At 33.5% G+C, this 12,288-nt stretch carries 10 protein-coding genes; 4 read left to right on the plus strand and 6 right to left on the minus strand.

Annotated elements, in window-relative coordinates; all coding sequences use genetic code 11:
* Positions 1 to 40: 40 nt before the first annotated feature.
* Both M0M57_RS14785 and M0M57_RS14790 read right to left on the minus strand, forming a co-directional pair.
* Positions 41 to 775 carry a ZIP family metal transporter gene (locus M0M57_RS14785; protein WP_248433838.1) on the minus strand — a complete coding sequence of 245 codons (735 nt, stop codon included), beginning with the start codon at positions 773 to 775 and terminating at the stop codon, positions 41 to 43.
* Positions 775 to 1,539, minus strand: coding sequence for a class I SAM-dependent methyltransferase (locus M0M57_RS14790; protein WP_248433839.1), 765 nt, complete (start codon positions 1,537 to 1,539; stop codon positions 775 to 777). The genes M0M57_RS14785 and M0M57_RS14790 overlap by 1 nt, the downstream gene beginning before the upstream one ends.
* A 71-nt stretch (positions 1,540 to 1,610) precedes the next feature.
* Between M0M57_RS14790 and M0M57_RS14795 the strand changes: the two genes are divergently transcribed.
* Positions 1,611 to 2,780, plus strand: coding sequence for a THUMP domain-containing class I SAM-dependent RNA methyltransferase (locus tag M0M57_RS14795; RefSeq protein ID WP_248433840.1), 1,170 nt, complete (start codon positions 1,611 to 1,613; stop codon positions 2,778 to 2,780).
* Positions 2,781 to 2,783: 3 nt separating this feature from the next.
* A complete protein-coding gene (locus M0M57_RS14800; RefSeq protein ID WP_248433842.1) occupies positions 2,784 to 3,128 on the plus strand; it encodes a hypothetical protein in 345 nt (114 codons plus the stop codon).
* Between the two features lie 8 nt (positions 3,129 to 3,136).
* On the opposite strand, the gene M0M57_RS14805 is transcribed toward M0M57_RS14800, so the two are convergent.
* Positions 3,137 to 4,057: a homoserine kinase gene (locus tag M0M57_RS14805; protein WP_248433844.1), complete on the minus strand. Its 921-nt coding sequence runs from the start codon at positions 4,055 to 4,057 to the stop codon at positions 3,137 to 3,139.
* Positions 4,058 to 4,179: 122 nt separating this feature from the next.
* Positions 4,180 to 6,627, minus strand: a complete 2,448-nt coding sequence (thrA, locus tag M0M57_RS14810) for a bifunctional aspartate kinase/homoserine dehydrogenase I (RefSeq protein WP_248433845.1) — start codon at positions 6,625 to 6,627, stop codon at positions 4,180 to 4,182.
* Positions 6,628 to 6,897: 270 nt separating this feature from the next.
* Here thrA and M0M57_RS14815 point away from each other — a divergent pair, with 270 nt between their 5' ends.
* Positions 6,898 to 8,394, plus strand: coding sequence for an NAD(P)H-hydrate dehydratase (locus M0M57_RS14815; protein WP_248433847.1), 1,497 nt, complete (start codon positions 6,898 to 6,900; stop codon positions 8,392 to 8,394).
* 20 nt (positions 8,395 to 8,414) lie between these two features.
* On the opposite strand, the gene M0M57_RS14820 is transcribed toward M0M57_RS14815, so the two are convergent.
* The gene (locus M0M57_RS14820; RefSeq protein WP_248433848.1) at positions 8,415 to 8,909 is read right to left on the minus strand and encodes a GNAT family N-acetyltransferase; all 495 of its coding nucleotides are present in this window, start codon (positions 8,907 to 8,909) and stop codon (positions 8,415 to 8,417) included.
* Between the two features lie 128 nt (positions 8,910 to 9,037).
* On the opposite strand from M0M57_RS14820, the gene menD reads away from it, so the two are divergent.
* Positions 9,038 to 10,699 (plus strand): 2-succinyl-5-enolpyruvyl-6-hydroxy-3-cyclohexene-1-carboxylic-acid synthase, encoded by a 1,662-nt coding sequence (menD, locus tag M0M57_RS14825; protein ID WP_248433850.1) that lies wholly within the window; start codon positions 9,038 to 9,040, stop codon positions 10,697 to 10,699.
* 11 nt (positions 10,700 to 10,710) lie between these two features.
* Here menD and M0M57_RS14830 read toward each other — a convergent pair whose 3' ends face one another.
* Positions 10,711 to 11,829, minus strand: coding sequence for a hypothetical protein (locus M0M57_RS14830; protein WP_248433852.1), 1,119 nt, complete (start codon positions 11,827 to 11,829; stop codon positions 10,711 to 10,713).
* Positions 11,830 to 12,288 lie beyond the last annotated feature (459 nt).

Below are 12,288 nucleotides of genomic sequence, written 5' to 3' on the forward strand. Positions count from 1 at the left end.
CATCCCAAATCAGAAAACTGACAACCGACAACAGAAAACCTTAATGCGAATGCCCCATTTCCATCACATAAGCCAATAAAAATCCCAATACAATCATTGTTATTTTCGCTAAATTGAATTTGTGACCTTCATTACTTTCAAAAATAATAGTAGAAGAAATATGAAATAAAATACCAACTACAATGGCTGAAATTTCTTTGGAATAATGTTGTGCAAAATGCAATTGTTCCGCTAATAACGTCCCGATTGGCGTCATCAAAGCAAACGAAAACATAAAAGCAAAAACCATCATTTTATTCATCTTTGCATTCACAAAAAACAGCGTTAGAATAATCGCAATAGGGAAGTGGTGCACCGCAATTCCGTAAGCCAAATTGGTATTTTCGTGAATCGGAAATCCTTCTAACAACGCGTGAATACACAAACTGATAAACAATAACCACGGAATTTGATGTACTTCATTGTTTTCATCGGTATGCACGTGAACGTGACCGTGTTCGGCACCTTTCGAGAAAAATTCGAGGATAATTTGGAACAAAATTCCAATCATAATAAAAACCCCAACCGGTAGTGTGTGATGTTCGTGTTCGCCTTCGTGAACATGGTGATGACCTTCGTGAAATAATTCAGGAAGCAAATGCAAAACCGTTAGTGAAAGTAAAAAAGCTCCACTAAAAGCCAGTAATAATTTAATGTTTTTTTTCTTTTGAGGTTTTAAAAATAAAGCAATTAAAAAACCTAAAATTACGGCTGCAAAAGTGATGATGTATTGCATTATTTGAATATCAAAATTAAACGTTCAGATTGTGATTTGTAGAATTTTCGGAGTTTATAATCCCCAAAAACATCCAATAAATAAATTCCGGCTTCTTCCATCATCTTTTCAAAATCAGTTAATCGGAGAGCTTGTACTTTTTCGGTAAAATGAAACGCCTTTCCTTTATCAGAAAACGAAATTTCTTTATAAATATGATTGTCTTTTTCATATCGTTTAATATGAAAATCAATTCCATCCACTGTTTTTGTTTCAGCAGGATTTAAATTCTCCAAAACAAAATCCACATTCATAAAATCAATGACTGCAAATCCGTATTCTGTTAAGCTTTCGCGAATGGCCTTTAGCGTTGTTAAATTATCTGCATCATCTTCAAAATAACCAAAACTGGTGAATAAATTGAAAATGGCATCAAACTTTTCTTCAAATGAAATTCTCATGTCATGAACCACAAAATGCAGTTTTTCATTCGATGATTTTGAAGCTGCATTTATGCTGTTTTCAGATAAATCGGCTCCTGTTACATCATAACCCAATTGATTCAAGTAGATAGAATGACGACCTTTTCCACAAGCTAAATCTAAAATCTTGGCTTCTTCGGGTAAATTCAAATATTCGGTTAAATTATCCATAAACGCCTGTGCTTCTTCATAATCTCTGTCTTTGTAAAGAATATGATAATACGGAGTGTCAAACCAAGAGGCGTACCAGTTTTCTGTGGCGAGTTGCGAGTTGCGGGTTGAAGGAATTTTAGATTCTGACATTAATTGGATAGATGCTTTAAGAACGTGCAAATTTAGTGTATTTTTGCCAAGTTTTACAGATTTAAACAGTTATGGAGAAGAATTTTAAGATGGTAGCCAAAACCTTTTTTGGTTTTGAAGATATTTTAGCCAAAGAAGTTCAGCAATTAGGCGGACAAGATGTGCAAACCGGGACACGAGTTGTCACTTTTTCCGGCGACAAAGGTTTTATGTACAAAGCCAATTTATCGTTGCGAACAGCTCTTAAAATTTTGAAGCCAATTAAATGGTTTAAAGTGTTTAATGATAAGAGTTTATATGATGGTATTTACAGCATAGATTGGAGTCAGTTTATGAATGAAAAGCAGACTTTTGTGGTTGATGTCACATTGTATTCTGAAGCGTTTAACAATTCACAATTTGTAGCTTTAAAAACGAAAGATGCGATTGTGGATCAATTTCGTGAAAAAACCGGTGTTCGTCCGAGTATTGATAAAGATTTTCCCGATTTGCGAATTCATATTCACTTAGATCGTGATCAATGTACGGTTTCATTGGATACTTCCGGTGAATCATTACACCAAAGAGGTTATCGTTCGGCTACGAATATTGCTCCAATAAATGAAGTTTTAGCAGCCGGAATGTTGATTCTTTCCGGGTGGGATGGAACTTCTCATTTTCTCGATCCAATGTGCGGAAGCGGAACTATTTTAGCAGAAGCAGCAATGATTGCTTGCAACATTCCTGCAAACATCAATCGAAAAGAATTCGCTTTTGAAAAATGGAATGATTGGGATAATGATTTATTCGACCAAATTATCGATAGTTTGATGAAGAAAACACGTGAATTTCATTATACGATTAAAGGTTTTGATAAGGCTCCAAGTGCCGTTCGAAAAGCACAAGACAATATTCAAAATGCCAATTTGGATGATTATGTTACGATAGAACAGAAAGACTTTTTTGAAACAGAAAAACAGACGGAAGGTCCGCTTCATATGGTTTTCAATCCGCCGTATGGTGAACGTTTAGATATTGATATGGAACGATTTTATAGAGAAATCGGCGACACGTTCAAACAAAGTTATCCCAACACGCAAGCTTGGTTTATCACGGCCAATTTAGAAGCGTTGAAGTTTGTGGGATTAAAACCTTCCCGAAAAATCAAATTATTCAATGGAAAATTAGAAGCAAGATTGTTGAAATATGATATTTATGAAGGAAGTAAACGAGCGAAGTTTCAGAATAGGGAAGAGGATTAATTGATGGCGACAACAATTTACGAATTAAGAAAGAAACCGAAATTATTATTTACATTTAATGATAGTGATTTTCATTTGATTGATGATGATAATCCTTCAAATAGTGGTGATTTCAAATACAATTCTATTATTTCGGTTAATTTAGTTAAAGGTAAAACCAATTGGATTATATCAATTTTTAGTTTAGTAATTGATTTTATTTTTGATTTAGGAATTTTTAGTAAGTATAAGGAAAAAGATAAATTAATTATTAAATCAAAGAATTCAACGATTGAAATTCCACTGTTTAAAGTTGATAAAAAGGAAGTTGAAGCTTTAGTTTTTAAATTTAAAGAAATTAATAAATAAGTAGTTTTTTAAATCACTCTCACCCCAAAATCACAAACCTTCGAAACATAAATAGCATATTCAATTCCGGTTTTTGAATAGACTTCTTTAATTTTATCGCCCACATTTTCAGCTGTTTGAATTCCTTTACTCAATGCATAAATTGATGGTCCTGAACCGGAAATTCCGCAACCTAACGCACCATTTTCTAAAGCAACTTTTTTGACATTATCAAATTCGGGAATTAAGTTTTTTCGATAAGGTTCAGCTACAACATCTTGCAAACAACGACCCATTAAAGCATAATTTTCGGTATATAATCCACTGATGAAACCACCTAAATTTCCCCATTGTGTAATGGCTGTTTTTAGCGGAATTTCTTTAGGTAAAACTTTCCTTGCTTCCGAAGTTTTTACTTCAATATGCGGATGAATAATTGTTACATACAAATCATTCGGACTATTAATTTTAATAACTTCCAACGGATCATAACCACGAACTAACGTAAATCTGCCCAAAATTGCAGGAGCCACATTATCGGCGTGATAACTTCCACTGGCCAAAAATTCACCTTCCATTGCAAACGGAATTAAATCTTTTCGATGCAAAGGGTTTCCTAATAACTCATTAATTCCAACTACAACTCCTGCTGCACTTGCCGCACTGCTTCCAATTCCACTTCCGGCTTTAATTTTTTTGTGGATTTCAATCTCAAATCCAAATTCTAAATCCAAGTGGTTTAACATTGCCAATCCGGCAACACCCGCTACATTTTTATTTGTTTCCAAAGGCAAATCGGCTCCGGTTATTTTTGTAATTCGGATTCCTTTTTCATCGCTTTTGCGAATAATCATTTCATCGCCAATGCCTTCTAAACACAATCCTAACACATCAAATCCACAGGATAAGTTGGCTACGGTGGCAGGGCAGAATATTTTTATTTGGTTCATTTTAGTTAGGGTTTAAGTTTGTTTAAAATAGTTTAGATGGTTTAAGTTTGTTTAAATTGGTTGAGTTAGTAGATACCAACAACTTTTAAACATTTAAACCATTTAAACTATTTTAAACAATTCTATACATTTCCAATCCGAATCACATCCGCAAAAATACCCGAAGCAGTCACAGCAGCACCGGCACCGGCTCCTTTGATTATCAGCGGTTGATCTACATATCGATCGGTGAAAAATTCAACTATATTGTCTTTTCCTTCCAAATTGTAAAACGGACTTTCCTTTGGAATAAATTGTAAACCAACACTGGCTTTTCCGTTATCGAATTTAGCAACAAATTTCAAACGACAATCTTTTTCTTTCGCTTCTTTTAATAAATTCTCAAAATGACTCGAGTGTTTGATTAAGGATTTGAAAAAGTCTTCATTGGTTTTGGTTTCCATACATTCTTTTGGTAAAAACGAAATATTTTCAATGTCTTCCATTTCCATTTGATAACCGCTTTCGCGAATAAGAATCAGAATTTTTCGAGCCACATCAACACCACTTAAATCGATTTTTGGATCAGGTTCGGTGAATCCTTGCACGCCGGCCTCTTTCACTACGTCGTGAAAAGTATAGGTTTCGCTAAAATTATTAAAAATAAAGTTCAAACTTCCTGATAAAACGGCTTGAATTTTATGAATTCGATCTCCAGATGCAATTAAATGTTTCAACGTATCAATAATTGGCAAACCAGCTCCAACATTCGTTTCAAACAAAAAAGGAGCATTGTATTTTCGCGATAAGCGTTTCAAATTCAAATAATTATCATACTCAGATGAACAAGCTATTTTGTTGCACGTTACCACCGCAATATTTTTTCGAAGATAATGTTCGTAGGTTTTCGAAACTTCAGTATTCGCCGTAATATCAACAAAAATGCTGTTGCGAAGATTGAGGGCTTTTGTTTTTTCAATAAAATCAGCTTTTGAAGTTTTTTCACCATTATCCAAATCAGTTTTCCAATCTTTTAATGAAATTCCTTCTTCATCAAAAACCATTTTTCTGGAATTGGAAAGTGCAATAACCCGCAGATTTATTTTTAAATTTTCTTTTAAGAATTTCTTTTGTTGGTGAATTTGTTCGATGAATTTTTCGCCTACATTTCCAACGCCCATCACAAATAAATTCAGCTGCTTTGTTTGCTCTTCAAAAAAGCGTTCGTGTAATGTATTCAATGCTTTTTTTACATCATTTTCATTGATTACCACAGAAATATTTCGCTCTGAAGCACCTTGGGCAATCGCACGAATATTTACGTTATTCTTGCCTAATGTACTAAACATTTTCCCACTAATTCCTTGGTGATTTTTCATTTGTTCGCCTACCAAAGCCACGATACACAAATCTTTTTCAACCACACACGGATTGATTTTTTGTTGTGAATTTTCTAATTCAAAGATTTTATCAATCGCTGTTTTTGCCAAATCTGCATCCGCATTCAAAATTCCAATGCAAATGGAATGTTCTGAAGAAGCTTGTGTGATAAAAATAACATTGATGGAATGATTTGACAATACTTCAAACAAACGTTTGGAAACTCCGGCAACACCCACCATTCCTGAACCTTCTAACGTTATCAAACTGATTTTGTCGATATGCGAAATTCCTTTAATGGGATTTCCGTTTGGATTGGATTCAGATGAAATATAGGTTCCAAAAGCTTCCGGTTCAAACGTATTTTTTATCCAAATTGGAATATTTTTACTCAAAACCGGCTGAATTGTAGGCGGATAAAGCACTTTTGCTCCAAAATGAGACAATTCCATAGCTTCTTCATACGTGATTTTTTCAATGGGTTGAGCTTGTTTTACAATTTTAGGATTGGCGGTAAACATTCCGTTCACATCGGTCCAAATTTCCAATTCTGTTACGTTCAAGGCTGCTGCTAAAATTGCTGCTGTATAATCGGAACCACCACGACCTAAAGTTGTTGTGTTTTTATTTGATGACGAGGCAATAAAACCAGGAATGACAGTCACTTGTGTAGAATCTTCTGAAAAATAATTTTGAATATTTTTGTTTGTTAATTCAAAATATACTTCAGCTTTACCAAAATTTGTATCTGTTTTGATGAGTTCGCGACTGTCTTTAAAACTACTATTTGCTACCTTTTGTTTCATCGCTTCAGCAATGATGTAAGATGATAATAGTTCACCAAAACTCACAATCATATCTGAAGTACGAGCGGTCAATTCACCCAATAAATAGCAACCATCCAACAAGGTTTCTAAATAGGAGATGTTCTTTTTACAATAATGTAACAAAGCCGTTTGTTCGTTTGCCGGAACCAATTCTTTAATGGCTTCGAGGTGTTTTTTCTCAATTTGTAAAACGACATCACGATAAGAATCATCTTTTGAAGCTGCTTTTGAAGCCGCCGATATAAGCAAATCCGTAACGCCACTGAAGGCTGAAACTGCTACTATTAACTTATCTTCTTTTGATTTTTGTTCAACAATTTCGAGGACTAACTTTATATTTTGAGCATTGGCAACCGAAGTTCCGCCGAATTTTAATACCTTCATTTGATTATTTTTTACTGGAAAACATAGATTTTATATTATTCTTTCGAATAAGCATAGATGCGGATGATATGTGAAAATTATACCCCGAATGGGGTTGTAGTTGTAGAAGATGTGCCAAAAGAAAATCCGTTCAACGAACTGAAGGATGGATTTGAATAAAATATGTTCTTTTGTGATTTCATCTGAAACAAATGTAATAAATTTACCTAAAGAAAAAAGTAAATTTAAACTTTTTGCGAATATTTCAATAAATTTTCAAATCTGATACGGATGAAAATATTTAATGCAGAAAAAATCAAGGAACTTGACAAATTAACAATTCAAAAGCAACAAATCACTTCTTTAGAATTGATGGAAAGAGCAGCTCTGCAAGCTTTTTTGTGGTTGGTAAATCATTTTCATGATAAAAAAACCGTTTATCACATTTTTTGTGGAGTAGGAAATAATGGTGGAGACGGATTGGTAATTGCTCGAATGTTGAAGCAAAATTACTTTGATGCTCATGTATATGTTGTTCCGTTTAATGAAAATTTTTCAGCCGATTTTAATGCTAATCTTGGCCGTTTAAAGGAATGCAATCTGGGTTATGACGTGATTAGTGAAGCAACGGAATTTCCTGATATTGCTGAAAATCATATTATTATTGATGCTATTTTCGGAATTGGATTAACTAGAGAATTAGCGGATTGGATTCAAAAACTCATTCAAAAAATAAATTATCACAAATCTTTTAAAGTTTCAATTGATGTTCCTTCGGGATTATTTTTAGATAAAAAAACAACGATTGCCATTCATTCGGATGTGGTTCTAACATTTCAATTACCCAAATTGGCATTTTATCTTCCTGATAATGAGAATTTTATTAATGACATTGAATTGTTACAGATTGATTTAGATGAAAAATCCATTGAATCCATTCCAACCAATTATTATTACACGGATTTGAATAAGATAAAAAAGCGTTACAAACCCATTTCAAAATTTTCACATAAAGGAACGCAAGGTCATGTTTTGTTGATTGGTGGTTGTTTTGGGAAAATAGGAGCGATGGTATTGGCCTCACAAGCAGCTTTGCGTTCCGGTTGTGGATTAGCAACGGTTTATATACCAAAATGCGGCTATGAAATTATGCAAACCGCAACTCCGGAAGCCATGGTTATGACCGATGAAAATTATCATAAAATAACCAACATTGAATTTAATTTTCAACCCAAAGCAATAGGAATTGGGATGGGAATTGGTCAAGATGAGGAAACAACTCAAGCTTTTCATCACTTTTTAAAAAATAATTCCATTCCGTTAGTAATTGATGCGGATGCGTTGAATATTCTTTCTGAAAATCCGGAATGGCTAAATTTATTGCCTAAAAACTCAATTTTAACACCACATCCAAAAGAGTTAGAACGATTAATTGGAACTTGGGAAGACGATTTTGAAAAAATTGAAAAAGTAAAAACGTTTGCTAAAACCTATCATTTGATCGTTTTAATCAAAGGTGCTTTTACCTTAATTATAGATGATAAAAATGTGTATGTCAATTCTTCCGGAAATCAAGCGTTAGCCACGGGTGGGAGTGGAGATGTTTTATCAGGAATGATTACGAGTTTTCGAGCTCAAGGTTATTCAGCTGTGGATGCAGCACTTTTAGGAGTTTACTTTCATGGGCGAACGGCTGATATAGCCATGAATGATATGGGTTATGAAGGTTTTATTGCTTCGGATATTATTCATTATCTAGGAAAAGTTTTTTTGGAGTTGAAAAAATAGTGTTTTAAAAAAAAATAGTTCTACAACATTTTTTGCATAAAAACAGAGTCCAACCAACGATTAAATTTAAAACCGGATTCTTTTATTATACCTACATTTTTAAATCCATATTTTTCGTGAAAGAGAATACTTTCTGTGTTTTCTGCATCAATCACACCAATCATCGTATGTAAACCTTGTTCTTTTGCTAATTCGATTAATGTTTGAAGCAATTTTCCGCCTACACCTTTTCCTTTAAAATCATTGGAAACATAAACGGAATGTTCTACTGTAAACCGATACGCATCGCGAAAGCGAAATTCGCCATACATTCCAAATCCGGCAATTTTTCCATCCATTTGTGCTACAATTACAGGAAAGTTTTTATTTGTTTTATCAATCAATAATTCACTTTGTTTGGCTAAACTTCTTGGTTCATAATCATATAAAGAGGAAGAATGTAAAATATTATCATTAATAATGTTCAAAATACTTGGCACATCTATTTCGGAATATGGTCTGATTTCTATTGTCATGTTGTTGAAAAGTTGTTCAAATATAACAAAACTTTAGTTGTTGTAACCTCCTTTTTTTGATGTTTAAATTATAAATTTGTTGTTGTTGCATTGTGTATTTTGCGGCAATTAATTTTCATCAAAAAGAAATGATTTATCCCAAAATAGCGTTAGCCCAAAGCATCATCGAAATTTGTCACGCCAAAGGAATTCAACACATTGTTATTGCTCCGGGTTCGCGAAATGCACCGTTAACTATCGGTTTTACTGCTAATCCGTATTTCACTTGCTACAGTATTGCAGATGAACGTTGTGCCGCTTTTTTTGCAATGGGAATTGCTCAACAAATTGGCAAACCGGTGGTAGTTGTTTGCACATCAGGGTCGGCTGTATTGAATTTTTATCCGGCTGTAGCTGAAGCTTTTTACAGTATGATTCCGTTGGTAGTTATTTCTGCTGACAGACCACAATCGATGGTTGATATTGGAGACGGACAAACTATTCGTCAGGAAAATGTACTGGCAAATCATACGCATTTTAATGCTAATTTATCAGAGGAGGCTTCAGAAGAAAATGACTTATTAATTAACGAAGCGTTTAATAAAGCCTTTTCAAAATCGGGACCTACTCATATTAATGCACCGTTTGAAGAACCATTATATGAAACTATTACAGTTCCAACGGTTGATACTATGATTTCTACGTTTGGCAAAGTGTATAAAACTATTCCATTTGAAGATATCATTGCCTCGACAAATATCTGGAATACGGCTCGGAAGAAACTAATTTTAGTAGGAACTCTTAATCCAAATGAAATTGAAAGTTCAATAATCTCTCATTTTGCCAATGATCCTTCGGTTTTAGTGATGACTGAGACAACTTCTAATTTGTATCATGAATCGTTTTTAAATAACATAGATGCTATAATTACGCCTTTTTCAATAGAAGATTTTGAAGATTTCCAACCTGAAGTTGTACTCACTTTTGGAGGAATGATTGTGTCGAAACGCATTAAATCATTTTTACGAAATTATCAGCCAACTCATCATTGGCATGTAGACAGACACAGAGCATATAATACGTTTGGAAGTTTGACTTATCATTTTGAAGTCAATCCGAATGATTTTTTTAATCAGTTTTTACCTTATACAAAGTATATTCAGAGTAATTATAGCGATTTAGGTTTGCGAATTAAAGCATTACGAAAAGAAAAACATACAACTTATATGGCAAATCTTCCGTTCTGCGATTTTAAAGCCTTTGAACAAATTATTAATCAACTGCCGCATAATCTTCATTTGCAAGTGGGAAACAGTTCGTCTATTCGCTACATGCAATTGTTTGATTTACCGCAGTCGGTGGAGGTTTTTTGCAATCGAGGAACGAGTGGAATTGATGGAAGCACATCAACCGCCATTGGTGCAGCAATAGCTTCTGAAAAAGATACTTTGCTAATAACAGGTGATGTGAGTTTTTTTTATGACAGTAATGGGTTGTGGAATAATTATATCCCAAAAAAATTTAAAATTATTATCATTAATAATGGAGGAGGAGGTATTTTTCGCATTTTGCCCGGTCATGAAGAAAATGAAACGTTTCACACATACTTTGAAACAGCTCATTGTTTAACGGCGGAACAATTGGCTACGATGTATCAGTTTGGTTATCGAAAAGCAAGTACGATAGAAACGTTGGAGAAGGAGTTAAAGGCATTTTTTGCTGAAACAGAAGTACCTCAAATTTTGGAAATTTTTACTCCAACGTATGAAAATGATAAGTTGTTGAAGGATTATTTTAGGAAGTTAGTTTAAATTTTGTAAACCTACTCTTTTCTTGTTATAGAAAAATAAGATTTTTCTCCCGCAAGAATATATTCATGTTTTCGGCTCAAAGAATCCTGAAAGATCAAGCGTGCTTTAAATTTTAAATCCTTTGGTTCTATTGTTGTAGCTCCGGTAATTGCTTTGTATCCTAAGTATTGGTAACTGAAGTTTATAGGTAGGCTGTCAATCCACTTGATTTGACCTTCTTCATTTTTAATTTCAATCAAATCAACTGAAGATCCCAAATTTTGAAGTTCCATTGAAATTGCCCAAGAACGATCTTTTTGAAATCCTGTAAACCGTTCTTGATAGGTAAATTGTTGTTTTCTGTCTGTTTCCCAAAAATCATAGTTAATCCTACCATCTATTACTGGTCCGTCTAGATTTTCAACTTTTAAAATAACATATGGTGTTTCATCACCCAATAAAGGGAAACCACAAGGTTTTCGTTTGTCTAGAAGGGCATAATCTAAACAAATAGCTTTTTGCAATTGATTTTTTGTTAAACGTATCGTGTCAAGTTTAGATTTATTTTTTTCAAACAATCTATATAGTTTAAAAGGGTAAGGTATGTCTTCGATGTTTTTTGTATCAATCAGATGAAATCGATAAAGCGTATCGTTCACATCAATTACTTTTAAAAAAAAATTTCCATCTCTTCCATATCGTCCAAACAGAGCCGGATTTGTAATTTTGAGATAATGATTTGGCGTTAGTTTTGTCATTTCTTTTTGCAAAGAAAGCATTGAAATTTCATATTGCTCTTTGTTTCGGTTAAATGAATTATGCCGCATGATTGCTTCTGCAATAAAAATATATATTCCCACAACAATCGGAACAACTACAAGTAAAATAGGAATTAAATAGGCATACCAAGGCGTTTTAATTTGTTCTTTTGCCTTCATAATCATTACTATAGCTGGCGAAGGATCATACAATTTGCCTTCTTTTCGAATAGCATAGACCTTACCAAGACTAAAAAACGGAAGCCAAAATAAGTGAAATACATTTTGGCGAACTTCAAATTTTGTATCGCCCCAATCTAAATCGGTTATCGCTAAATCTTCTGCAGTGTAGGATTTTAATTTAAAACTATACCAACCAAATATAAAACTCATATTTTTTATTTTTAAGATGTGGTGTTTACGGCTTTGAAAATGCTAAAATACTAAATTTATTAGGATTGAGGATTTCTGAAATCTTAATCCTCTTGAGAAACTATTTTTTAGATTGGAATTGTTTCAAAGGACTAACTTCGATATATTACTTTATTATTTTTGTAGAAAAGAATTAACTAAAATCCTAAATTTTTATACTAACATATAAAAATGATAAGTTGTTGAAGGATTATTTTAGGAAGTTGGTTTAAATTTTGTAAACGTGCTCTTTTCTTGTTATATAAAAATAATATTTTTTACATTTCTCTTTCCAAGTATTCCAATAGTTTCTTTTTAGCCCCGACCTGCCTGCCGGCAGGCAGGTTGAAGCGGCATCCTTTTGTGGAGTTTACGGAACAAAAGATAGAGCGGATAGCGGGAAAATGGATGGCTGGAAATGCCCGAACCATTCGCTTCTTA

Source organism: Flavobacterium azooxidireducens (assembly GCF_023195775.1).
GTDB lineage: Bacteria > Bacteroidota > Bacteroidia > Flavobacteriales > Flavobacteriaceae > Flavobacterium > Flavobacterium azooxidireducens.

What these genes read in the sequence shown, in the direction of transcription:
- M0M57_RS14805 (WP_248433844.1), bottom strand. Translation starts at nt 4,057, where the DNA reads ATGAACCAAATAAAAATATTCTGCCCTGCCACCGTAGCCAACTTATCC.
- M0M57_RS14790 (WP_248433839.1), bottom strand. Translation starts at nt 1,539, where the DNA reads ATGTCAGAATCTAAAATTCCTTCAACCCGCAACTCGCAACTCGCCACA.
- M0M57_RS14830 (WP_248433852.1), bottom strand. Translation starts at nt 11,829, where the DNA reads ATGAGTTTTATATTTGGTTGGTATAGTTTTAAATTAAAATCCTACACT.
- M0M57_RS14815 (WP_248433847.1), top strand. Translation starts at nt 6,898, where the DNA reads ATGAAAATATTTAATGCAGAAAAAATCAAGGAACTTGACAAATTAACA.
- M0M57_RS14820 (WP_248433848.1), bottom strand. Translation starts at nt 8,909, where the DNA reads ATGACAATAGAAATCAGACCATATTCCGAAATAGATGTGCCAAGTATT.
- M0M57_RS14800 (WP_248433842.1), top strand. Translation starts at nt 2,784, where the DNA reads ATGGCGACAACAATTTACGAATTAAGAAAGAAACCGAAATTATTATTT.
- menD (WP_248433850.1), top strand. Translation starts at nt 9,038, where the DNA reads ATGATTTATCCCAAAATAGCGTTAGCCCAAAGCATCATCGAAATTTGT.
- M0M57_RS14785 (WP_248433838.1), bottom strand. Translation starts at nt 775, where the DNA reads ATGCAATACATCATCACTTTTGCAGCCGTAATTTTAGGTTTTTTAATT.
- thrA (WP_248433845.1), bottom strand. Translation starts at nt 6,627, where the DNA reads ATGAAGGTATTAAAATTCGGCGGAACTTCGGTTGCCAATGCTCAAAAT.
- M0M57_RS14795 (WP_248433840.1), top strand. Translation starts at nt 1,611, where the DNA reads ATGGAGAAGAATTTTAAGATGGTAGCCAAAACCTTTTTTGGTTTTGAA.